The organism is Sporomusaceae bacterium (assembly GCA_031460455.1).
In the GTDB taxonomy this organism is placed as follows: Bacteria; Bacillota; Negativicutes; order Sporomusales; family UBA7701; genus Anaeroselena.
In genome coordinates this window covers 16,254-38,727 of record JAVKTQ010000015.1, presented here as the reverse complement: position 1 = coordinate 38,727, position 22,474 = coordinate 16,254, and the positions used below count along the sequence as shown (strand labels likewise).

Sequence of the window (22,474 nt, the reverse complement as noted above, 5' to 3'; positions counted from 1 at the left end):
TTATAAGCTCCGGGAAATGATCGACCTGCTGACAAAAGAGCGCATTTATTTTTCGCGCGGCCAATCCGTAATTCGCGGACGCCATATCCCTGACGCGATTTTTTTAGCGGTTGCCGCAGGCGATGACGAGCAGACGGGCACAGTTAAAATCGGCTGTGAGATTTTTAATAATACTGACGGGGTAAGGGAAATAATCGCAAAAGCAGATTTTAACTACGACGAAGAGAACGGCAAATTTCTGAGGTATTGGAAAATATCCTTTAAATATTCGATAAATAGCATTCAACTGCTGGAAATGGTCGTGACCGGTCTGGAAATGGCCCTGGGAAGTTCACCGTTTCTTCTTTATGCTTCTTCTTGGCAGAAAACGCTGGCCGATTACTACCGATTTATGACATCGCCGCTGCCTAAGGTGAACTATGAAGCGGTGATGAATGAACTGGGGTACGGGGAGCATCTTCAGACGCCTGGTGAAATAGAGACGGATGACGAACCGGATTATCTGATCGCGCCGTATAAAAAAAGATGGTGGGCCGCGTGGGTCAGCGGCGACCACATTGTACCGCTTTTTGCATCACAGGCTGAGGCTTCGCGGTTTCTCCGCGAACGGGCCGCTTGCAGTTCTTTGAATAAGGTTGTTATCGGAAGCATACCGGCAATAAGCCGGAACAGGATGCCGAACCCTTATGTGTTAGTCGACCATGGAAGAAGCGCCACGGAGAAGGTCGCCTGGCTGCAGACCGAGATTGACCGTCTGCGAAGGCAATCCGCCATACGTCTTCCTGAGGCGAGCAATAATTATAAATGATGTTGATGCGGAGGAAATTGCTGTGGAGAAGCTGAGAGCGCTGAGCGGTGTAATGGAAATAATCCGGGACGTGAGCGCGTGGGACTGCAGTGTGCTGCTCTGCGACGCCGAAGCTATCATTCTTAAGTATGCCGACGCGAAAACTTTTCCGGCAAACGTGACGATCGGGGAACCGGCGCCAGGCGGCCTGGCAAAAAACGCCATTGAAACCCGCAAAATAGCAACCGGCATTATCCCGGCGCGGGTGTACGGCGTTCCCCTCAAAGCCATCTGTTACCCGATAATCGAAGAGGACGGGACAATCTCCGGGGTTATAGGCACTGCGACCACCCTCAAGGTACAGGAGCAGCTCCATACTACAGCCCAGGCAATGGCGGCGACCTCCGAGGAGATGGCGGCGACGACCGACGAGCTGTCGAAAGCGGCCGAGAAGCTTGCAGGCAACCTTACAAAGGCGAAATCCTCGGGTGAGTCGGTGCTGGGCGAGATCAACAAGACCAACGACATTCTCCGGTTTGTCAGCGATGTGGCCAGCAATTCAAACCTTTTGGGACTCAATGCGGCAATCGAGGCCGCCCGGGCCGGTGAACACGGACGGGGGTTCGCCGTTGTCGCCGAGGAGATACGCAAGATGGCAGACAACAGTTCCCAATCGGTGCGCGATATCAGGGAAATTTTGCAGAACATCCAGGCGGAGATCCGTGTCGTTGTCGAGATTGTCTCCCAAGCGGCCGAGCTTGGCGGCAACCAGCTGCTTGCTACCGATCAGATCAGAGCTACCATGCAGGATTTGGCGAATTCGGCCGCAGATATTGAAAGAGTAGCCGAGATTGCTTAGATAAGCGGTCGGCAAAACGGGCTTAGAGAGGAGCATATAGAGTGGAAAAACCCACCAGGCAACGGATTGTGGTCATCCTAATCCTGTTCGTGACATTGGTGGTCGCGTACCTCGACCGGGTCAATGTAGCAATTTTGGTCGCTGACGAAAAGTTTTTGACCGACATGGGCATTAAGGGCGATCCGGTTGCAATGGGGTCGCTTATGTCGGTATTCATGGCGACCTATGCGCTGTCGCAGTTCTTGCTGAGCCCGCTAGGCGACAGGATCGGGCCGCGCAAAGCGATGACCCTGGCGGTCCTTTTCTGGATTGGTTCCTGTTTTTACGGCGGTCTGGTGTCGGCTTTCGCCGGCATGATTGCTGCCCGCTTTATTCTCGGCATCGGCGAAGGCATGCACTGGCCAATGCAGATGAAGGTTGTGAAGAATTGGTTCCCGCCCCAGGAGCGGGCCAGGGCCAATTCAGTCTGGCTTGTAGGTCTGACAGCGGGAACGGCGATTGCCATGCCATTCCTGGTATGGGTTATCGGCACCTGGGGGTGGCGGTCGAGCTTCTTTGTTCTGGCGGCTTTAGGCTTCATACCGCTCATTCTCGTATGGTTCTTCATCACCGACTATCCCCGGCAGAGCAAAAGGATAAACCAGCAGGAACTCGCCTATATCGAGAGCGGTTTGCAGGCCGAAGAAGAGAAGCTGGCGCAGCAGAAGCCCGACCAGGGGACATCAATGTGGCAGCTCTGGAAAAGCTTTCTTTTCAATGTCGATTACTGGTTGTGCGTAATCTTCTATATCTTCAGCTGCGCCGTCTTTTTCGGACTGTTGACCTGGATTCCGTCCTTCCTGAAACAGGCGATGGGCTTTTCCTGGAAAAGCATGGGCTACTGGGCCAATGCTCCTTACGCAGTATCGATGATCGGGGGCCTCGCCGCCGGGTGGCTGACAGATAAGATTCCCCGCAAAGCGACGCTGGGTGTTATACACATGCTTGGGGCCGCGGTCGGCGTTTATGGGGCTGCCCACTCCACCGGGCAGATTGAAGCCGCGCTTTGGCTCATCCTCGCCGTTACGGCGCTGATGATCGGGCTGCCGGGACATTGGGCGATAATCCAGAAGGTTGTTCCACCTGCCGCCCTGGGCGCGGGTGCCGGAATGGAAAGTGCGTTAGGCAGCGCCGCGGGAGCTCTTACGCCGATGATCATCGGTTATTTCATCCAGGTCACCGGCAGTTATACCGGCGGGCTAATGGTTATGTCGGTGTTCGCCCTGATCGGCATGCTGGCGATGATCGCCCTCTGGATCCGCAAGGTGTAGTCGGGATAAAAAATACAAGGATATATCGCGGGCGATACATCCTTGCAGCGATTACTTATTTTGTTCGTAGGACTTTAGCTTCCGGTAAAGGATCGTCCGGTAGATCCCCAGTTGGTTCGCGGCCTCGCCGATGCGCCCCCCGCACGCTTTGAGAACGTTATGGATATATTTCTGTTCGACCGCCGATAAGACTTCCCGCAACGTGCCGCTGAGACCAAGTTGCTTGAAGATATCGACCGAATGGGAGCGATCTTGCGTATCGGATACTGCCATCTCAAGGCAGTAGGACGGGTAGTCGTGCAGGCTGCAGATAACCTTGCGCTCGATCAGGTTCCGGAGTTCACGCACATTTCCGGGCCAGTTCTGTTTGAGGAAGATATCCAAAGTTTGCGGGTCGAGCTCAACGTTAACATCGTACTTTTTGTTGAAGTGAGCCAGGAATTTGGCCGAAAGCGCGAGGATATCCTCCGGACGCTCTCTAAGCGGCGGCAGGCGTAGCGGAATAACATTCAGCCGGTAATACAGATCTCTGCGAAAAGCTCCCTGTTCAGTCATTTGCTCAAGGTCTTTATTGGTGGCGGCAATCAGGCGGAAATCGATTATGCGGTCGACGTTGCTGCCGATACGCCGAACCTCGCCTGTTTCCAGTACCCTGAGCAGTTTCGACTGCAGGGCAAGAGGCAGCTCGGCGATTTCGTCAAGAAATAACGTGCCGCGGTGAGCCGCTTCAAACAGGCCCATTTTTCCTTCGGTGTTGGCCCCGGTGAAAGCGCCTTTTTCGTAACCGAACAATTCGGATTCGACCAATTGTTCGGGAAAAGTCGCGCAATTGACGGCAAGGAATGCCTCCTGTGATCTTGTGCTATGCCGGTGGATATAGTTGGCCAGCACTTCCTTGCCGGAACCGGATTCGCCTGTTAACAGTACAGGGCTCTCGGTCTGGGCAATCTTGTGGGCCATAAGGAGAATTTGTCGCATTGCCGAGCTTTCGGCAACAATATCGGTTTTGTCGAGGACGCGGCTGCGCAGATATTCCATTTCGCGTTTGCGCCTGCATATATAATCGTCGTTGGTATGTTTAGGGTTTATACCCTTGGGGTAGCCTGTCGTAACAACCAGAATTACTTCGCCGTCGTCGTCAAGCACCGGTGTACTGGACGACATCATGGTAATACCGCGGGCGGTAATCAGCGGACCGCCGATAGCGCACTTTTTCTCGACTGCTTCTATAGCGTACGACCTGGTGTAATATTTCTTTTGGACCATGTCCTTAACATTGCCTTGTAGGAATTGATCCTGGGATATCCCTAATGTCATGGCGGCGGTGGAGTTGGAGATCAAGACATTTCCCTGCGCATCGGTTACAAAGATAGGATTGGGAAACTTGTCGAACAACTCGGAGAGATTCAAGGTATTGTCCTTTTTGGTTCTTTTATCGTTAGCCATCTTGTCATCTCCTCGTAATGGCTTTGGGAAAAATGCAAAGAGTCTGAAAATACTTAATTATACTTGTTCGGGATAATTCCTGCCGCCTAAGGTTACATAGAGAAACATAAATGGAATATTTTTGGTATGATATTTTGTCCAATGTACCATCAGCGGTACATATGGCGGCGTTCAATCAGCGAGGGTGTCGCCGCAAAGGTACCAAAATCAGCAGGTATCCGCTGACGGAAGGCAACAAAATGCTGATAATACGGTTTTTCCTGACGCCGAGGGCTTTTGGCACTGATATTGCTACACAGATATTTGCCTGGCACAAGGGCCGGGGGCTCTTGTATTCATAAGGGAGGGATTGGATGCTAATCATCGGAGAACTCATCAACACAAGCCGCAAAGCAATACGGGAAGCGGTCGAAGCACGAAACGCCGGATATATTCAGGAAGTGGCCCGTCAGCAGGCGGACGCCGGCGCAGATTACCTTGACGTAAACTGCGGGAATATGGTGGGGCAGGAACTGGAAATCATGCAGTGGTTAGTCGAGACCATCCAGCAGGCGGTTGATACGCCGCTGTGCATCGACAGCCCGGACGAAGGCGCACTGAGAGTGGGGCTAAGCCTGTTGAAGCCCGGCTATAAACCGATGATTAACTCCATCAGCGCCGAAGAAAAACGCTTTAAGGCGGTTGCCCCGCTGGTGCGGGAGTTTAATGCCAAAGTTGTGGCCCTGTGTATCGAAGATGCTGGTATGCCGGCTTCGGCTGAGGATAGACTGCGGATCGCCACCGAGTTGGTCAAGGCCTTGGAAATAGCGGGAGTAGCCCAGGACGATATTTATCTCGACCCGCTTGTCAAGCCGCTCAGTACAAACGACAGACATGGCTTGGAAGTACTGGACGCCATCAGACTCATAAAAGACAAATTCCCGGCGGTGCATTTTACCTGCGGCCTGAGTAACATTTCTTACGGCCTGCCGAATCGGGGGGTATTGAACAGGCTATTTGTAGTGCAGACAATGACGGCGGGAATGGACGGGTATATACTGAATCCCGCCGACAAAGCGATGATGGGCCTTGTTCACGCCTCGCGGGCCCTCCTTGGACAGGACAAATACTGCGCCAAATATCTCAAGGCCCATCGTAAGGGGCTGTACGAATAGCTTTCCGTTACTTTGTTTAAAAACGATTATTAATTAACAGGAGGCAATAGCATGAGTAAAATCGACCTTGTCAAGGCCATGACCGAGCTTGATGAAGATGCGGTGCTGGAGGGGGTAAAAAGCCAGCTTGCCGCGGGAGTTCCGGCAATGGAAATACTTGGCCAGCTGCAAAAAGGCATGGAAGGGGTCGGCAAGCTGTACGAAGCCGGCGACTACTACCTGTCGGAGCTGATCATGTCGGCCGACGTATTCGGCGGCGCGGCCGCGCTGCTTAATTCCGCCCTTACCGAGGGTGGAGAGATGAAAACCGTCGGTACCATGGTTCTGGGTACGGTAAAGGACGACATTCACGACATTGGCAAAAATATCGTTTCGACGATCCTGAGCTGCAACGGCTTCAAAGTAGTGGACCTGGGGGTAGATGTGCCGATAGCAACATTCGTTGAGGCCGTTAAGGCTCACAAGCCGCAAGTCGTCGGCATGTGCTGTCTGCTGACGACCGCTTTTGACATCATGCGGGATACGGTGGCGGCAGTCAAGGCGGCGGACAAAGGCGCCATTGTCCTGGTAGGAGGCGGCCCGGTGGACGCCAACGTAGGGAAATACGTGGGCGCGGACGGTGTGTGCAAGAACGCTTACGAGGCAGTGGAGGCCTGCAGGAAAATCGCGGGGGTGAACTAAATGGCCAGAGACACCATGACCGCCGAAGAACGGATTGTCGCGACCATCAACCTTGAGCCGGTGGACAGGGTGGTATGCGCGCCGATCATCGAGCAGTACGCCGGGCAGTTTGCCGGGATCACCAACAAAGAGTATATGTGGGACTGGGAAAAAGCAATGCAGGCCACGGAAAAAGTATGGGAAGCGTTCCCGGTATGGGACAGCAACGCTTATATGATCCACGGCCGCTACGCGCCCGTCGGTCAGAAGTGCGGCCCCGGCCGCCTGAGAATGCCTGGTACGGAGCTCGAGGACAACGCGCAGTATCAGATTATCGAGTTCGAAGCCATGACCAGAGACGATTATGCGCTGCTCAAGGACAAAGGGTTCATGGAATACCGGCTGACATTCCTGGAACGGGCTCATCAGGTCAGCCGCGAGGAGGTAACGGCTGCCCAGAAAGAAATGGCGAGGCTGCGCCAGGATGAGATCGATCGTACCCTCCGCCGCGGACAGAGCCTGACCTGGGGAGCGATTATGGGCGTGGTTCCCTTTGATAACTTTTCCATGATGCGCTCCATAGACAAATTCTATAAAGATATGTTCCAGATAGGCGACCAGCTTGACGAGCTGCTGCCGATAGTGAACAATGCTACCATCGCCGGCTGCGAAGCGGTGACGAAAATGCTCGGCAACAATCGGGTTTTTGTCGGGGCGGTCCGCGGGGCGGGACAATTCATCTCCAAGAAACACTTCGACCGGTTTGTCGGTCCATATATGAAAATCCTGGTGGAGAAGCTGGCGGAGAAAAACATCGTGCCTATCCTGCACTGTGATGCCGACTGGACCAAGAACCTGGAGTTTTTCCTCGAACTGCCGAAAGGCAAGTTTGTCTTGGAAGTTGACGGCGCCACCGATATCTTCAAGGCGCACGAAATACTGAAAGGGCACTGCTCCATCAAGGGCGACGTGCCGGCCGCCCTGTTCACCGTCGCTTCGGCCAGCGAGCTGGACGAGTACGCCAAGAAGCTTATCACCACCTTCAAGAACGGTGAAGGCTTCATGTACTCGTCGGGGTGCAATCTGCCCATGAACGCCAGGCATGAAAACGTCAAGGCGTTTTTCGACGCTGTCGAAAAATACGGCCGCTATAACTAGGCAAGCGATGGCGGTCATGCAAAAGAATACGATTTAGCAAACATGGCCCCGGTTTTGCAGCGGGTATTTCAAAGCCGTTGTGCGACCGGGGCCGGTATGCATGCAACAACATCCGGGAAAATGCGAGGGGGAAAATATGCGCATTCTTCTTTTTGGCGGTTTTCTGGGGTCGGGCAAGACGTCGGTAATTTTGCAGTTGGCTAAGCGGATTACCGCCTCGGGCCAAGAGACGGTGGCTATCATCGAAAATGAAATCGGCGAAGACGGTATTGACGACAAACTGCTTTCCGCAGGAGGGTTTACCGTCAAGCCGCTTTTCGGCGGCTGTGTGTGCTGTCAGATAACCAGTGACCTTGTTAGTGCGGTTGACGAAATATCGAGGACCCTAACGCCCGACTGGCTGATAATCGAAATGACCGGCCTGGCAGTGCCGGGCAAAGTCGCCAAGCTTATTCGCCGGTACGACGCCAGCGGCGCAAAGTGCAAGACAATCACCATCGTCGACGCCGGCCGCTGGGCGGAATTGAAGGAAGTGCTCGAACCGCTCGTCGTTTCCCAGGTGCAAGAGAGCGATCTGGTCATCGTAAACAAAGCCGATATCGCCGGACCGGATATAGAAAAGACGGTCGCTGACGTAAGGGCGATCATTGGCCGGGCGACGATACTGACTGCCAGCGCGGCAGATCCGTTGGCGCCTGAGCTGTTCGAGGAAGTGATTAACCTTGAGTGACGCGACTGTTTTCAGCCAGGCCCGGCAGATTACGTTCGTAAGGCCGGTGACCATGACCGACATAGAAAGGCTGCTGAATGAGTTTTTGCTGGGCGTGGGCGAGAAGTTATCCTATAACGGCATTATTCTCGGACACATAAAAGTGATGGCCAAAAGGCCGACCGGCGATGAGTTTCTTTTTTTGTCGCTCACCAGACTTGACCAGGTAGACAGCAAAGCTTCGCCCGCGTGGAGCCAGTCGGCAGATGCCGGTGTCGACTGCTTAGAACTGACCATCAACGTTTTGTTATTCGGCTACAGCAGAAGCACAGTGGAGAAAGCGGTGGACATTGAGCTGCAAAAGGCTCTGAGCCTGGGCTGAAACAAATTAGATAAAAATTTCACAAAACCTTGCCAGAAAAGTAGGAAAATTTGAATTTAAGGCGAATGTTGTATATACATATAGCCGTTGATGATGGTAAATGTATATACATATATACTTTACCCTGCGTTTTGCGGCCAAAGGAGAAAGGGAGATGACGGTTGTGACCGACAACCTCAGACAGGCTTACGATCTCGCCTATCGAAAAGCCTGCGCCGAATTTGGGCGCTGGCAGCCAGCCGACATGGCCGCCAGCGGCGGGGCCGGCTTTGATGGCGCCAGCGGCGCCATCAGGCTGCGCTATGTGAATGACGACTATCTTATCAGCTGGCCCGGCGGCGAAGTGGTCTCGACCAGCGGCGAGACTGTACCTAATACTGTGAAAATCGTTCTTTTACATTACCTGCTGCGGGCCGGTGGTCTGTCGCTCAGCGGCCGCTTGATCTCCTTCAAGGAAATTACCAGCGGCGGCATGATATACCTCGACGCTTATAACAAAAGAATTATAAACTATCTTCTCGGTGTGTTCGGCGACCAGCCGGCCCTTCTGCCGGCGGCCGGACGGGCTATCGGCGGCACAAGGGCGTTATACGGACAGTATGGACTCAAAATTAATATTTTGCCGCGGCTGCCTGTCACGTTTGCCCTGTGGGCCGGCGACGAAGAACTGCCGGCCAGCGCCTCCGTTCTTTACGACAGCAGCGCGCCGTCATACCTGCCCACCGAGGATCTGATCGAGGCCACCGCCTACTGCGTGCGCCAGCTCGCGCGGGCCGCCAAGAAACTGGCTGCGAGTTAATTAATATGGCTGCCTAAAATGAGCAAAACACGTCTTATGACGGTCTTTCAGGGAGGTGCCCTTATGAAAATCGCCGTATCCGGCAAGGGCGGTGTCGGCAAGACCACGGTGTCCGCCACCTTGGCCCGTTTTTTCGCCGGCGACGGGTTCAAGGTTTACGCGGTTGACGCCGATCCCGACGCCAGCCTCGGCAGCGCCCTGGGTCTTGACGACGCAGTACTGGCGACTCTGACGCCTGTCAGTGAGCTTCAGGAAGTCATCGCAGCCCACAGCGGCGGCGGCGCTATGTACACTTTGAATCCCGAGGTCGACGATATTCTCGACGACTACAGCCTTACCCTGGGGGGCATCAGATTCTTCAGGATGGGTGGCGTGAAGCAGGGCGGTTCGGCTTGCTACTGCCGGGAGAATACCTTCCTTCACGCTCTGGTCGGGTCGCTGCTGCTCGACCGGCAGGATGTCGTGGTTCTCGACATGGGGGCCGGGATCGAGCACCTTACCCGCGGCACTGCCAGAGGGGTCGACGTCATGCTGGTTGTTACCGAGCCCACCAAAAACAGCATAAATACCGCCAAGGTAGTCCAGAAGCTGGCCGGCGACCTCGGCATACGGGAAATAAAGATTATCGGCAACAAAATTCGCAGTCCGCAGGACGAGGCTTTTCTGCGGACGGCTTTTGCTCCGGAGGAGATCATCGGCCTCTTGCCCTTCGACGAGGCGGTGCTGGAAGCGGCCCGCGGCGGGCCGGTGGATGCGAACGGCGACAGCAGTCCGCTGGGACGGGCGATGCGCGCGATATACAGCCAGGTTGCCAATAAATACAGCAAGTGATTCAACAATACGGGAGGTTGAAACATGTCGGAAATGGAGTTCGAAAAAGCCACTATCGACCCCGCGGCGCGAGCTATGCTGGTCAAAGCCAAAAAGATTGGCTACCTCACCACCTTCGACCGGGCCAAGGCTCAGGAACCACGCTGCAACTTCGGCAACACCGGCATCTGCTGCCGCATCTGCATGCAGGGCCCCTGCCGCATCATCCCCAAGAAGCCGGGAGCCAACAAAGGCATCTGCGGCGCCCAGGATTACACCATCGTCGCCCGCAACACCGTCCGCATGATCGCCGGCGGGGCCGCAGCCCACTCCGACCATGGCCGCCATATCGCCAATACTGTCTTGCATGTGGCCGAAGGCAAAGCCAAGGACTACAAAATCACCGACAGCGCCAAGCTCCTCAAGGTGGCCGAGCGCATTGGCGTCGCCACCGCGGGCCGGCAGATAAACGAGATTGCCTATGACGTCGCCTCAGCCGCCCTCAACGATTTCGGCCGCCTGGACGACGCGCCCTGCACCTGGATCGAGACCACGGTCACCGAAGGCCGCAAACGCAAATTCAAGGACACTACCATCATGCCTTCGAGCATTAACGGCTCGATCGCCGAACTTCTCCACCAGACCCACATCGGCGTCGACAGCGATCCTATTAACATCATCTTCGGCGGCCTCAAGGTGGCCCTCGGCGACTACGACGGCGAGCACCTGGCCACCGACCTGTCCGATGTTCTTTTCGGCACGCCGCAGCCCACCGTCTCCGAGGCCAACCTCGGCGTCCTTGACCCTGCGATGGTCAATATCTGTCTGCACGGCCACAACCCGCTGCTCAGCCAGATGGTGGTCGACGTGGCCCGCGAGATGCAGGACGAGGCCAAGGCGGCCGGCGCCAAGGGCCTCAAGCTCTCCGGCATCTGCTGCACCGGCAACGAGGTGCTGATGCGCTCCGGCATAGCTATCGCCACTAACTTCGCCACCCAGGAGCTGGCCATCATGACCGGTCTGGTCGACGCCGTCGTCGTCGACGTCCAGTGCATCATGCCCAGCCTTCGCAGCCTGGCCGAGTGTTTCCACACCAAGATCATCACCACCATGCCTATCAGCAAAATACCCGGCTCTTACCACTTCGAGTTCGACGAGGAGCACGCCGCCGACAGTGCCAAGGCCATTATCCGTTTGGCCATCGAATCCTACAAACAGCGCGACCCCAACAAGGTCAGCCTGTCCGATCAGAAAAACAAAGTGGTCGCCGGCTTCAGCATGGAGGCGCTTCTGGACCTCTTCGCCGCCGTCAACCCGGAAAACCCGATCAGCGTGCTGACCGACGCCATCAAGGCCGGCGAGCTCAAAGGCGTTGCCCTGTTTGCCGGCTGCAACAACCTCAAAGGCACCCACAACGAAAATCACCTGGAGATCGCCAAACAGATGGCAGCCGCCGATGTGTTCATGATCGGCACTGGCTGCGCATCCCAGGCGTACGCCATGGCCGGCCTGCTGACCGGCGAGGCGGTCGATGCCTATGCCGGACCCGGCCTCAAAGCTTTCCTCAAGCGCATCGGCGCCAAAGCCGATCTTAAAACTGAGCTGCCCCTCATCTTCCACATGGGCTCGTGCGTCGACAACTCGCGGGCAGTCGACCTTCTGACCATGATGGCCAACGAACTCGGCGTCGATACCCCCGAGGTGCCTTTCGTGGCTTCGGCCCCCGAGCCAATGTCCGAAAAAGCCGTAGCCATCGGCGCATGGTTCGTCTCCATGGGCGTTCCGGTCCATATCGGCGTCGTCGCCCCTACCACCGGCAGCGAGCTGGTGCACGGCGTCGTCACCCGCATCGCTGAAGACGTTTTCGGCGGCTACTTCATAATGGAACCCGATTACCGCAAAGGCACCGACAAGTTGCTGGCCGCTCTTGGCGACCGCACCTGGAAGCTGCGCATCCGCAGCGAGGCCAGGGCCAAATACGCCGCGAGCGAAGCCCAGTAGGAAAGGGAGGGAACAAAAAGATGTCTACAGTGCTCTTCAAGGCAACTTACGACGGGGCGATCATCGCCACCAGCTACGCCCAGATCCTGCTGGAAAAAGCCATTAAAGAACACGGCGCCGATACGCCGGTCAAATATCCCGATACCGCCTACCGCCTGCCGGTCATCACCGCGCTCTCCGGCGACGAAGTGAACGTCCTCGGCGACCTGCCGCCCATCCTGAACCGCATCCGCACAACCCATATCCGCGAAGACCTCACCTTCGACAACGCCAAATTGGCCGGCGAGGCGACCCACTACGCCGCCGATATCATCGAAGCCCTCCGCTACCTGAACGGCGCCAAGCCGGAGGAGGCTCCCTGGACCGGTTTCCTCACCGACCCCATCCTCCGCAAGTTCGGCGTGCCGCTTGTCGACAACACCATCCCCGGCGTCGCCGTCATTATCGGCAAGGCCCGCACCTCCAAAGAAGCGGCCAAGCTCATCAAAAACCTCCAGTCCAAGGGCCTCATGATCTTCCTGGTAAACGACATCATCGAGCAGCTCCTCGAAGAGAACGTCAAGCTGGGGGTCGACTACATCGCCTTTCCCCTCGGCAACTTCACCCAGGCCATTCACGCCGTCAACTTCGCCTACCGCGCCGGCCTGGCCTTCGGCGGCATCAAGCCGGGGGCGCGGGAAGAGGCTCTGGCCTACCAGGCCCGCAGGGTTTTCGCCTTTGTGCTGGCTCTCGGCGAACTCGACGAAGTCCGGATCGCCGCCGAAATGGGCGCCATCGGCATGGGTTTCCCGGTCGTCACCGATCAACCGCTGGCCGAGGAAATCCCCGACTGGTTCGTATCCGAGCCCGACTACGACAAAATGGTCAAACTCGCCCTCGAACTTCGCGGCATCAAACTGAAGATCGTCGACATCCCGGTGCCGATCACCGTCGGTCCGGCCTTCGAAGGCGAAACTATCCGCCGCGCCGACGCCCACCTGGAGTTTGGCGGCGGCAAGACCACCGCCTTCGAGCTTGTGCGGATGGTCGGCCCCGACGAAATCGAGGACGGCAAGATAACCGTCATCGGACCGGAAATAACCGACATCGACGAGGGCGACCGTCTGCCGCTCGGCCTCATTGTCGACATCTACGGCCGCAAGATGCAGGAAGACTTCGAGGGCGTCCTCGAGCGCCGCATCCATTACTTCGTCAACTACGGCGAAGGCCTGTGGCATGTCGCCCAGCGCGACCTGGCCTGGATCAGGATAGCCAAAACGGCCGCCGCCGCCGGTTTCAAAATCCGCGACCTCGGCGAGATCCTGATCGCCAAGTTCAAATCCGATTACCCGGCCATCGTCGACCGCGTCCAGGTCACCCTTTTAACCGACCAGGCCCTGGTAGAGGAGAAAATCAAAGCAGCCCGCGAGAAATACGTAGCCCGCGACGCCCGCCTCAAAGGCCTGACCGACGACGCTGTCGACACCTTCTACTCCTGTATTCTCTGCCAGTCCTTCGCTCCCAATCATGTCTGCATCGTCACCCCCGAGCGGGTCGGCCTGTGCGGCGCCGTCAGTTGGCTGGACGCCAAAGCCTCCAACGAGATCACTCCCACCGGACCTAACCAGCCGATCGCCAAGGGCGAATGCCTTGACGCCGAAAAAGGCATGTGGCAGAACGTCAACGAGTACCTGTATAACGCCTCCAACCGGACACTGGAGGAAGTCAACCTCTACACCCTGATGGACCGGCCGATGACTTCCTGCGGCTGTTTCGAGGCCATCCTGGCGATAACCCCCGAGGCCAACGGCGTCATGGTCACTACTCGCGAATTTGCCGGCGACACCCCCTGCGGCATGTCGTTCTCGACGCTGGCCGGTTCGGTGGGTGGCGGTCTGCAGTCGCCGGGCTTCATGGGCATCGGCCGCCGCTACATCGTCAGCAATAAGTTCATCACCGCCGACGGCGGCATCGCCCGCATCGTATGGATGCCCAAGGAGCTCAAAGAGTTCCTGCGGGCCGACTTCACCGAACAGGCCGTCAAGCAGGGACTGGGCGAGGACTTTATCGACAAGATTGCCGACGAGACAGTCGGCTGCACCGTCGATGAAATTTTGCCCTTCCTGGAGGAAAAAGGGCATCCGGCTCTTACGATGGATCCGATAATGTAATGCTTGCGGCGCCAGGGGCGGGTACGCCTACCCCTGGCGGCGTCGCGCAATAAAGGAAATCCGGAAAGGGGAAAAACCATGGCTTTAACCGGTTTAGACATCTTCAAGCAACTGCCCAAAAAGAACTGCAAAGAGTGCGGCGCACCCACCTGCCTGGCTTTCGCTATGTCGATCGCCGCCGGCAAGGCTGCCTTAGAGCAGTGCCCCTACGTGTCGGAGGAAGCCAAGGAGGCCCTGGGCTCGGCTGCTGCCCCGCCCATACGCTTGGTTACCGTCGGCGCCGGCGCGAAGGCATTGGCCCTCGGCGACGAAACCGTCATCTTCCGTCACGACAAAACCTTTTGCCATCCCACCGGCCTGGCGATAACCGTCGAGGACGCCCTGGCAGCCGACGCTCTGGCGGCCAAGGTGGCCAAAATCAACGATCTCCAGGTGGAACGGGTCGGACAGCAACTGGCCGTCGATCTGATCGCCGTCGTCAACGCGTCCGGCAGCCCGGCCACCTTCAAGGACGCGGTCGCCAAAGCCGCCTCGCTGACTGAGCTGCCGCTCGTCCTTGTAAGCGAGAATCCCGAAGCCATCGCCGCCGCCCTGCCGCCGGTCGCCGCCAGGAAACCGCTGGTATACGCCGCCACCGCCGACAACTACGAGCAGATGACCGAACTGGCCAAAGCCAATGCCTGCCCGCTGGCGGTCAGGGGGAAAAACCTGGCCGACACGGCCGACCTTGTGGAGAAAATCGCCCCGCTGTACAAAGAACTGGTCATCGATACCGGCAGCCGCGAGACCGCCCAGGTGCTGGCCGACCAGACCCAGATCCGCCGTCTGGCCATCAAGAAGAAATTCCGTCCCTTCGGTTACCCGACCATCACATTCACCAGCGCGGCCGATCCGCGCGAGGAAGTAATCCAGGCCAGCGTCTATGTCGCGAAATTCGCCGGCGTCATCGTCCTCAAGGCCGACGAAAAGTCCCAGATACTGCCGCTGCTCGCCTGGCGCCAGAACGTATATACCGATCCCCAGAAACCCATCGCCGTCGAGGCCAGGATATACGAAATCGGCGCCGTCACGCCGCAGTCGCCGGTATACATCTGCACAAACTTCGCCCTCACCTACTTCGCGGTCGAAGGCGAGGTGGCCGCCAGCAAGATCCCGGCCTACATTCTGCCGGTGGACACCGACGGCACTTCGGTCCTCACCTCCTGGGCCTCCGGCAAGTTCAGCGCCGACTCGATCACCGCCTTCCTGGAAAGCTCGGGCATAAAAGACAAAGTAAACCACACCACCTGCGTCATCCCGGGATATACGGCGGTTCTGAGCGGCAAACTCAAGGAAAAGTCAAGCTGGAACGTGCTTGTCGGCCCGCAGGAAGCGGCCGGCATTCCGGCCTTCGCCAAAGCCAATTTCGCTTAAACCCGACCGGAGGCGTGCCTGGTGGAAAAATGCAGTGTGCTGTTTCAGCCTGACAACAAAAAAGTATCCGTCGCCGTCGGCGCCGATCTATTGACCGTCGCCCGCCTCGCGGGCGCGAGTCTCAAATGCGGCTGCGGCGGCGAGGGCACCTGTGGCAAATGCCTGGTCAGGGTTGTCAGCGGCCGGACGGAAACAGAGGGTCCGCCGGCCCGCGACGGTCTGTCGGTCGCCTGTAGGACTTTTGTCGCCGGCGACCTGGTGGTCGAAGTACCGGCTGCCTCTAGGCTCGATGGCCAGCAAGTGCTCATCGATCTTCCCGCCAACGGTTATGCGGCTTACCAGGCCTTTTCCCTCGATCCGTTCTGCAAAAAGATCAGCCTTGCCCTGACACCGCCCAGCCTGCTTGACGCGACCGGCGACGCCGACCGGCTGGCCCTGGAATTCAAGCGGGCCACCGGCCTCGACATAAGCTTCGGCTTGGCCGAACTGCGGGCGCTTCCGGCCGCTCTGCGGGCGGGCAACTGGAATATCGACGTAACCTATGCCTCTTCGGGAGGCGCAGCGACAGCCATTGCCGTCGAGCCCCATGACGCCGCCAAAGGCCTCTGGGGTCTGGCGGTAGATGTCGGTACGACGACCGTCGCCGCCTATCTGGTCGACCTCGCCACCGGCCGCATCGCCGGCAAGGCAGGCAGCCATAACCGGCAGGCCGCTTACGGCGACGACGTTATCACCCGCATCATCTATACCGACGAGACGGTTGGGGGCCTGACCGACCTACAGCGGGCCATCGTCGCCACGATCAACGACCTTGCGGTCGCCCTGGCCGAAAGGCGCCGGGTGGCTCTCAGCGATATCAGGGCGGTGGTGGCGGCCGGCAATACGACCATGACCCATCTCTTCCTCGGCATGCCGCCGGCGAACATCCGTCTTGAGCCCTACGTGCCGGCCGCCTGTCACTTTCCCCTGGTTACGGCCGGCGAGCTCGGGCTGGACATTCACCCGCAGGCTGTCATCTGCTGCCTGCCGGCGGTGGCCAGTTATGTGGGCGGCGACATCGTCGCCGGCGTTACCGTAAACGGCATGGCGGCCGGGGAGCCGCTGACCCTCTTTCTCGACATCGGCACAAATGGCGAGATGGTGCTGGGCAACCGCGACTGGCTGGTAAGCTGCGCCTGCTCGGCCGGCCCGGCTTTCGAAGGCGCCGGCATCACCCATGGCATGCGGGCTGTGCCGGGCGCTATTGCCGGCGTCGTAATCGACAAAGAAACCTATGAAGTCAGCTATAAAACTATCGACGGAAAGCCGCCGCAGGGATTGTGCGGCTCCGGGCTCATCGACGCTCTGGCCAAGCTCCGGCAGGCCGGGGTAATCGACCGGGCCGGCCAGCTTCAGCAGGACCTTCCTACTCCCAGGCTTCGCCACGGCCAGGCCGGGCGTGAATTCGTCCTGGCTTGGGCGGAGGAAGCGGCCGGTATCGACATCGTTCTTGCCGAGGCCGACATCAAGAACCTGCTGCGCGCCAAGGCTGCTGTATACGCCGGCGTCCGCAGCCTGCTGAAGATGGTCGACCTCGACCTCGAAGCCATCGAAAGGGTCTATATCGCCGGCGGCTTCGGCAGCTATCTAAACATCGCCGACGCCGTCAATATCGGCCTTTTGCCAGATCTGCCGGCCGCCGAATACGCCTTCCTCGGCAACACGTCCCTCCAGGGTGCCTATGCCGCCCTCACTTCGGCCGCGGCCCTGGCGGCGGCAGAGGAACAGGCCGGCCGGCTGACCTACATCGAACTGTCGGCAGGCAATCTGTTCATGGAAGAATTCATCTCGGCTCTCTTCCTGCCCCATACCGACCTAGGCCTCTTTCCATCGGTCGCCGATGATCCCATGAAAACTCAGGAGGAATCCAAATGGCAAAGCAGATAGCGGTGGCCGGCAAAGGCGGTACCGGCAAAACGACATTCACGTCGCTGCTTATCCGCTACCTCATCGAAAACGGCAAAGGGCCCATCCTGGCTGTCGACGCCGATCCCAACGCCAATCTCAACGAAGCCCTCGGGGTCGAGCGCGGCCAGACGATCGCCGACATAATCGCCCAGACCAAGGGGGCCAAGGGCCTTCCTGCCGGTATGACCCAGGAGGTATTCATCGAATACAAGCTCCAGGCGTCCATGGTCGAAACCAAGGATGTCGATCTGCTGGTGATGGGCGGGCCGGACGGCCCCGGCTGCTACTGTTTTCCCAACAACATTTTGCGCAAGCACCTCAGCGGCCTCGCCGACAGCTACGCCTATGTAGTCATGGACAACGAAGCAGGCATGGAGCATATCAGCCGGCGGGTCACCAGCGATATCGACGTCCTGTTCGTTGTCAGCGACGCCTCAGCCCGGGCTATCCGCTCGGCCGGCCGGGTGCGGGAGCTTGTGGAAAGCCTGAAGACGCCGGTAAAAGAAGTTTACCTCATAATCACCAAAACTCAGGCCGGCGACCTGGCAGCCCTCGAAAAGGAGATAGCTGCCACCGGGTTGACATTGATCGGCACGATTCCTTATGACGGCGAAGTGGCCCGTTATGATCTCGAAGGCCGGCCGCTGTTCACTCTGCCGGCCGAGGCGGCGGCAGTCGGAGCCGTGAACGGAATTTTGCAGAAAATCCGCATCTAAAAGCTGAGAAAAGTCAGAAAGGAGATAGAAAATGGCGGTGCAAATTCTCAAGGAAAGAAATACCGGCAAAATCAACACCGTGACCATCGGCGCGACCAAAGAGCAGGGGGGCACACGGACGAGCGTCGTCACCGTCGGCGGCGACGCGGCCTTGCCGTTCCTGCATTTCGAAGGCGAGATGCCCCATAAACCCGTTATCGCCATGGAGGTCCAAAGCCGCGTGCCCGCGCAGTGGAACGACGTATTAAAACAGCCGTTCGCCGACGTGCTGGGCGATCCGGCGGCCTGGGCCAAGAAATGCGTCGACTTATACGGCGCCGAGCTTATCTACCTCAAGCTGAGCGGCGCCGACCCCGATTTGGAAAATCAGTCGCCTGAAGAATGCGTCAGCATCGTGAAAAGCGTGCTGGCGGCCGTCGGCGTGCCGCTCATCGTTGTCGGCTGCGGCAATGAAGATAAGGATAACGTCGTATTGCCGGCCGTGGCCGAGGCGGCCGCCGGCGAGAACCTTCTCATCGGCGTGGCCGAGCAGGAGAATTATAAATCGGTGGTAGCGGCGGCCATGGTTCACAAGCACAACGTTATCGCCCTAACCCCCTGCGATATCAATATCTGTAAACAACTGAACATTCTTATTACCGAGATGGGCCTCGGCCTTGACCATGTGGTGGTCGATCCCGGCGCCGGCGGTCTGGGCTACGGTATCGAGTATACTTACTCCATTCTGGAGCGGGGCCGCCTTGGCGCCCTGCAAGGCGATAAGATGCTGTCGACGCCGGTCATCGCCACCGTCGGCTACGAGGCATGGCGGGCCAAGGAAGCGAACGCCCCCGCCGGCGACTTCCCGGCCTGGGGCGAACAGAGCGAGCGCGGCATTCTCTGGGAAGCCATGACAGCAACCGCCCTGCTGCAGGGCGGCGTGCACATCCTGGTAATGCGTCACCCGGAAGCGGTCAGCCTTGTGCGCAAAAATATCGGCGAACTGATGGTTCCGCAGGCTGTTTAAACGGATAAGCAAGAAATAGGAGGCTGCTGACATATGATTCTTATCGGCGAACGCATCAACGGGATGTTCAAAGACATTGGCAAGGCCGTTCAGGAGTGGGACCCCCAGCCGCTGCAAGAGTGGGCGAAGAAGCAGGAGGCGGCTGGCGCCCATTACCTGGACATCAATACCGGTCCCAACGCCGAAGATCAGGTGAAAACGCTCAAATGGATGGCCGAGGCGGTTCAGGAAGTGACCAACTTGCCGCTTTGCCTCGACTGCACAAACTTTGACGCCATTGAGGCGGCCTTGCCTGTGTTAAAGCGGCCGGGCATGATCAATTCCTGCAAGTGCGAGCAGGAGGAGATCGACCGTCTGTTTCCCTTGGCCGTTAATTACAATGCGGCCATCATTGGCTTGTGCATGACTAATAAAGGCGTGCCGAAAAGCGCCGAGGACCGGGCTGCTTTCGCGATGGAACTTGTGGCCAATGCCGACGCCTACGGACTGCCTTTCGAAGATCTGTACCTCGATCCGATCGCTCTTCCCGTCAATGTAGCCCAGGAGCACGCCGTCGAGGTGCTGGAAACCATCCGTCAGATCAAGCTGTTATCGAATCCGGCGCCGCGGACGACCATAGGTCTCTCGAACGTATCCCAGAAAACGCCCCATCGGCCGCTCATCAATCGCACCTTTGCCACCATGGCCATGGCTGCCGGCCTTGACTCGGCGATCCTCGACGTCATGGACGATATGATGGTAGACGCCATCGCCACCGGCCGGCTGGTGCTAAACAAGGACATTTACTGCGATTCCTACCAGAAAGTCTTCCGCCAGCATTCATAAGCAATCGGCCTGGACGCTATGAGCTTTAGCGAACTGATTTTTTGCGGATACGGAGGACTATATAATGTGTAATATCAATGCATATTATTGTGAAGATGGCCGGGAAGAGCTATTGATGGAGAGCGTCGAGAAGGTGACGCCCAATGATACAAAAGTTTGCCTGGAGAATATTTACGGGCAACGAGTTACGATAAATGGCCGAATAAAAGAAGTGTCGCTTTTACATCAACGGATTACGATCGAACGTATCCGAATGGCGAAACCAGGTAAAAACCAAGAGGACATTGATGAAAATTGCTTGGTGCAGCCCCATAAACCTGACATTGCCAGCTGATTTGCATTCGTGGCGCTTATGACGGTAACGGCATAAGCGCCACTATTATGAAAAACTTTTTCTGTTTCTCTTCCGATGCTGCTCAGTTGAGAGAATTATGCAGGAAAAAACCCATGGCTGTGGTAGTATAGTTGTATATATTAACCGCGGCAATAATTTACATAGGTGCGTAAAGAAGAGCGCTTTTCCCGCGGGAGGGCTAGGAAAAATGTACGAAATTACCATAGACGGTGGGCAAAAAACTATCCGATGTTCATGCGATCAAACTTTGCTCAGAGCGTTGACGGATGCGGGAATTATTTTGGAAGCTAACTGCGGCGGGAAGGGCACCTGCGGTAAATGCAAGGTTCGGCTACTCCGCGGCCAGGTTGGCGATTCAAAGGGAATGCCGCTCGGCTCAGAAACGGGCAATATATATACAGCCTGCCAGGTATATCCCCGGGGGGATATAACAATTGCCTTAAACCCGACTGCGGCGAGCGCAAAGGGGAGCATGACCGTCAGGCCTGACGACGATGGGCGGCCGCTACTCTGCAAGACGGTGATCGCGCCAGAGTATCCGACATTGGAGAAGCGCCATTCCCTCCAGGAAATGATTGGCCGCGCTTGCAATGCTCCGGAACGGGTCGCCGCTGCCGGTATAATGAGACAATTGGCCGAGGTGGCGGCTGCAAAGGCCAGCCGGATAACGGTAGTCACAATGGACGACGCTGTTATTGCGGTGGAGCCTGGAGACACGATCGAGGCTCTGTTCGGCGTAGCGATCGATATTGGGACAACAACGGTTGCCGGCATGTTGGTCGACATTAATGCGCAGAGAATTGTCGCAACTCATTCCGCAACAAATCCGCAGGCTGCTTTTGGCGCCGATGTCATATCGCGAATCGAGTCCTGCAGTGCACCGGGTGGACTTGAAGCCTTGGCAACGGCTGTCAGAAGGTGTTTGAATGAGATTATTGCCGTGCTTTGTCATTCGGCAAGTATCCCGCCAGATCAAGTATACGCCGTCGTAATAGCTGGCAACACCACCATGGGGCACTTGCTTTTGGGCATATCGCCGCGCAGTCTGGCAGTAAAACCCTACGAGGCGGTTTTCAGACAGATCGAGCCGTTTTCCCCAAGTATGATCGGTCTAAATATCAACTCTTGCGGCAAAGTGATCATGCTGCCGAATATTGCCAGCTTCATCGGCTCTGATACGACGGCGGCTATTGTTGCCACTGAGCAGGATGTTTCCCCCGACCAGGTGTTGTTGGTGGATCTCGGGACAAATGGCGAGATCGTGCTCGGTAATCGGGATAAGCTGTGGGCATGCGCTACGGCCGCCGGTCCGGCGTTTGAAGGAGCTCATATCCGTGACGGAATGCGGGCTGCGACCGGCGCAATCGTAGACGTATCAATTGATAATAATGGTGTCCGGGTCAAAACTGTCGGTGACGGTAAGCCGGCGGGGATTTGCGGCTCCGGGTTGGTAAAGGCGATTGCCGAACTGATAAAAACCGGGATTATCATGCCTAGCGGCCGCTTTAACGCCGACGCTAAAAAAGACTTGTGCCCGGAAGTTGCCGAACGGCTAAGAATTAACGCCGGCCATAGCGAGTTTGTATTAGTCGAGGCGGCGGACAGCGCCACCGGCGCGGCCATTGCCGTCACCCAGGCCGATATCCGGCAGGTACAGCTGGCTAAGGCCGCGATATGTACCGGAATAGAAATCCTGTTGGATAAGGCCCGTCCGGCAGCTGCGTTGCCGGTGCTTCTCGCGGGGGCTTTCGGTAATTATATTGATATCGACAGCGCATTGACAATCGGTCTTATACCTGGTGTTTGCCGGGAACAGATTAAACCGGTAGGGAACGCGGCCGGGGCCGGGGCAGTCCGCGCCCTGATGTCCAGAGAAGTACTGGCACGGTGTGAACGCATTGCCGGCGAAGTTGCATTTGTCGAGTTGGCGGCACAGCCTAATTTCCAAAAGATGTTTTTGGCAAATCTGGATTTTTCGAGGTGAAGT

The 22,474-nt window shown here is 57.3% G+C and carries 20 protein-coding genes; 19 read left to right on the top strand and 1 reads right to left on the bottom strand.

Annotation, left to right across the window (positions count from 1 at the left end):
- Window positions 1–16: 16 nt before the first annotated feature.
- Genes RIN56_17150 through RIN56_17140 form a run of 3 tightly spaced genes read left to right on the top strand, consistent with a single transcriptional unit; the run spans window position 17 to window position 2,956 of the window.
- Entirely contained in the window at window positions 17–808 is a 792-nt protein-coding gene (locus RIN56_17150; protein MDR7868527.1) for a hypothetical protein, read from the top strand.
- A gap of 22 nt (window positions 809–830) precedes the next feature.
- Complete coding sequence (locus RIN56_17145) at window positions 831–1,646, top strand: methyl-accepting chemotaxis protein (GenBank protein ID MDR7868526.1); 816 nt, start codon at window positions 831–833, stop codon at window positions 1,644–1,646.
- Between the two features lie 41 nt (window positions 1,647–1,687).
- The gene (locus RIN56_17140; GenBank protein ID MDR7868525.1) at window positions 1,688–2,956 is read left to right on the top strand and encodes an MFS transporter; all 1,269 of its coding nucleotides are present in this window, start codon (window positions 1,688–1,690) and stop codon (window positions 2,954–2,956) included.
- 51 nt (window positions 2,957–3,007) lie between these two features.
- Here RIN56_17140 and RIN56_17135 read toward each other — a convergent pair whose 3' ends face one another.
- Window positions 3,008–4,402, bottom strand: a complete 1,395-nt coding sequence (locus tag RIN56_17135; GenBank protein MDR7868524.1) for a sigma 54-interacting transcriptional regulator — start codon at window positions 4,400–4,402, stop codon at window positions 3,008–3,010.
- A 353-nt stretch (window positions 4,403–4,755) separates the two neighbouring features.
- Here RIN56_17135 and RIN56_17130 point away from each other — a divergent pair, with 353 nt between their 5' ends.
- From RIN56_17130 to RIN56_17055, 16 genes are all read left to right on the top strand, one after another.
- Window positions 4,756–5,556, top strand: a complete 801-nt coding sequence (locus RIN56_17130) for a methyltetrahydrofolate cobalamin methyltransferase (GenBank protein MDR7868523.1) — start codon at window positions 4,756–4,758, stop codon at window positions 5,554–5,556.
- A 51-nt stretch (window positions 5,557–5,607) separates the two neighbouring features.
- Window positions 5,608–6,237 carry a cobalamin-dependent protein gene (locus RIN56_17125; protein ID MDR7868522.1) on the top strand — a complete coding sequence of 210 codons (630 nt, stop codon included), beginning with the start codon at window positions 5,608–5,610 and terminating at the stop codon, window positions 6,235–6,237.
- Window positions 6,238–7,374, top strand: coding sequence for a uroporphyrinogen decarboxylase family protein (locus RIN56_17120; GenBank protein MDR7868521.1), 1,137 nt, complete (start codon window positions 6,238–6,240; stop codon window positions 7,372–7,374).
- 136 nt (window positions 7,375–7,510) lie between these two features.
- Complete coding sequence (locus RIN56_17115; GenBank protein MDR7868520.1) at window positions 7,511–8,104, top strand: GTP-binding protein; 594 nt, start codon at window positions 7,511–7,513, stop codon at window positions 8,102–8,104.
- Window positions 8,097–8,465 carry a hypothetical protein gene (locus tag RIN56_17110; protein MDR7868519.1) on the top strand — a complete coding sequence of 123 codons (369 nt, stop codon included), beginning with the start codon at window positions 8,097–8,099 and terminating at the stop codon, window positions 8,463–8,465. The genes RIN56_17115 and RIN56_17110 overlap by 8 nt, the downstream gene beginning before the upstream one ends.
- A 154-nt stretch (window positions 8,466–8,619) precedes the next feature.
- Window positions 8,620–9,264, top strand: a complete 645-nt coding sequence (locus tag RIN56_17105) for a DUF3786 domain-containing protein (protein ID MDR7868518.1) — start codon at window positions 8,620–8,622, stop codon at window positions 9,262–9,264.
- Between the two features lie 63 nt (window positions 9,265–9,327).
- Window positions 9,328–10,095: an AAA family ATPase gene (locus RIN56_17100; GenBank protein ID MDR7868517.1), complete on the top strand. Its 768-nt coding sequence runs from the start codon at window positions 9,328–9,330 to the stop codon at window positions 10,093–10,095.
- 24 nt (window positions 10,096–10,119) lie between these two features.
- Window positions 10,120–12,075: an anaerobic carbon-monoxide dehydrogenase catalytic subunit gene (cooS, locus tag RIN56_17095; GenBank protein ID MDR7868516.1), complete on the top strand. Its 1,956-nt coding sequence runs from the start codon at window positions 10,120–10,122 to the stop codon at window positions 12,073–12,075.
- 20 nt (window positions 12,076–12,095) lie between these two features.
- A complete protein-coding gene (gene acsB, locus RIN56_17090; GenBank protein MDR7868515.1) occupies window positions 12,096–14,225 on the top strand; it encodes an acetyl-CoA decarbonylase/synthase complex subunit alpha/beta in 2,130 nt (709 codons plus the stop codon).
- 78 nt (window positions 14,226–14,303) lie between these two features.
- Complete coding sequence (acsC, locus tag RIN56_17085; protein ID MDR7868514.1) at window positions 14,304–15,638, top strand: acetyl-CoA decarbonylase/synthase complex subunit gamma; 1,335 nt, start codon at window positions 14,304–14,306, stop codon at window positions 15,636–15,638.
- 21 nt (window positions 15,639–15,659) lie between these two features.
- Window positions 15,660–17,564 (top strand): ASKHA domain-containing protein, encoded by a 1,905-nt coding sequence (locus RIN56_17080; protein MDR7868513.1) that lies wholly within the window; start codon window positions 15,660–15,662, stop codon window positions 17,562–17,564.
- Entirely contained in the window at window positions 17,549–18,301 is a 753-nt protein-coding gene (locus RIN56_17075; GenBank protein ID MDR7868512.1) for an AAA family ATPase, read from the top strand. The genes RIN56_17080 and RIN56_17075 overlap by 16 nt, the downstream gene beginning before the upstream one ends.
- Window positions 18,302–18,332: 31 nt before the next feature.
- Window positions 18,333–19,307 carry an acetyl-CoA decarbonylase/synthase complex subunit delta gene (locus RIN56_17070; protein ID MDR7868511.1) on the top strand — a complete coding sequence of 325 codons (975 nt, stop codon included), beginning with the start codon at window positions 18,333–18,335 and terminating at the stop codon, window positions 19,305–19,307.
- Between the two features lie 33 nt (window positions 19,308–19,340).
- Entirely contained in the window at window positions 19,341–20,132 is a 792-nt protein-coding gene (locus RIN56_17065) for a methyltetrahydrofolate cobalamin methyltransferase (GenBank protein MDR7868510.1), read from the top strand.
- Window positions 20,133–20,196: 64 nt separating this feature from the next.
- On the top strand, window positions 20,197–20,466 hold the full coding sequence (locus tag RIN56_17060; protein ID MDR7868509.1) for a CooT family nickel-binding protein: 270 nt from the start codon (window positions 20,197–20,199) through the stop codon (window positions 20,464–20,466).
- A 208-nt stretch (window positions 20,467–20,674) separates the two neighbouring features.
- Window positions 20,675–22,471 (top strand): ASKHA domain-containing protein, encoded by a 1,797-nt coding sequence (locus RIN56_17055; protein ID MDR7868508.1) that lies wholly within the window; start codon window positions 20,675–20,677, stop codon window positions 22,469–22,471.
- Window positions 22,472–22,474: the final 3 nt, after the last annotated feature.

What these genes read in the sequence shown, in the direction of transcription:
- RIN56_17115 (MDR7868520.1), top strand. Translation starts at nt 7,511, where the DNA reads ATGCGCATTCTTCTTTTTGGCGGTTTTCTGGGGTCGGGCAAGACGTCG.
- acsB (MDR7868515.1), top strand. Translation starts at nt 12,096, where the DNA reads ATGTCTACAGTGCTCTTCAAGGCAACTTACGACGGGGCGATCATCGCC.
- cooS (MDR7868516.1), top strand. Translation starts at nt 10,120, where the DNA reads ATGTCGGAAATGGAGTTCGAAAAAGCCACTATCGACCCCGCGGCGCGA.
- RIN56_17120 (MDR7868521.1), top strand. Translation starts at nt 6,238, where the DNA reads ATGGCCAGAGACACCATGACCGCCGAAGAACGGATTGTCGCGACCATC.
- RIN56_17135 (MDR7868524.1), bottom strand. Translation starts at nt 4,402, where the DNA reads ATGGCTAACGATAAAAGAACCAAAAAGGACAATACCTTGAATCTCTCC.
- RIN56_17150 (MDR7868527.1), top strand. Translation starts at nt 17, where the DNA reads ATGATCGACCTGCTGACAAAAGAGCGCATTTATTTTTCGCGCGGCCAA.
- RIN56_17060 (MDR7868509.1), top strand. Translation starts at nt 20,197, where the DNA reads ATGTGTAATATCAATGCATATTATTGTGAAGATGGCCGGGAAGAGCTA.
- RIN56_17130 (MDR7868523.1), top strand. Translation starts at nt 4,756, where the DNA reads ATGCTAATCATCGGAGAACTCATCAACACAAGCCGCAAAGCAATACGG.
- RIN56_17105 (MDR7868518.1), top strand. Translation starts at nt 8,620, where the DNA reads ATGACGGTTGTGACCGACAACCTCAGACAGGCTTACGATCTCGCCTAT.
- acsC (MDR7868514.1), top strand. Translation starts at nt 14,304, where the DNA reads ATGGCTTTAACCGGTTTAGACATCTTCAAGCAACTGCCCAAAAAGAAC.
- RIN56_17075 (MDR7868512.1), top strand. Translation starts at nt 17,549, where the DNA reads ATGGCAAAGCAGATAGCGGTGGCCGGCAAAGGCGGTACCGGCAAAACG.
- RIN56_17055 (MDR7868508.1), top strand. Translation starts at nt 20,675, where the DNA reads ATGTACGAAATTACCATAGACGGTGGGCAAAAAACTATCCGATGTTCA.
- RIN56_17100 (MDR7868517.1), top strand. Translation starts at nt 9,328, where the DNA reads ATGAAAATCGCCGTATCCGGCAAGGGCGGTGTCGGCAAGACCACGGTG.
- RIN56_17125 (MDR7868522.1), top strand. Translation starts at nt 5,608, where the DNA reads ATGAGTAAAATCGACCTTGTCAAGGCCATGACCGAGCTTGATGAAGAT.
- RIN56_17065 (MDR7868510.1), top strand. Translation starts at nt 19,341, where the DNA reads ATGATTCTTATCGGCGAACGCATCAACGGGATGTTCAAAGACATTGGC.
- RIN56_17070 (MDR7868511.1), top strand. Translation starts at nt 18,333, where the DNA reads ATGGCGGTGCAAATTCTCAAGGAAAGAAATACCGGCAAAATCAACACC.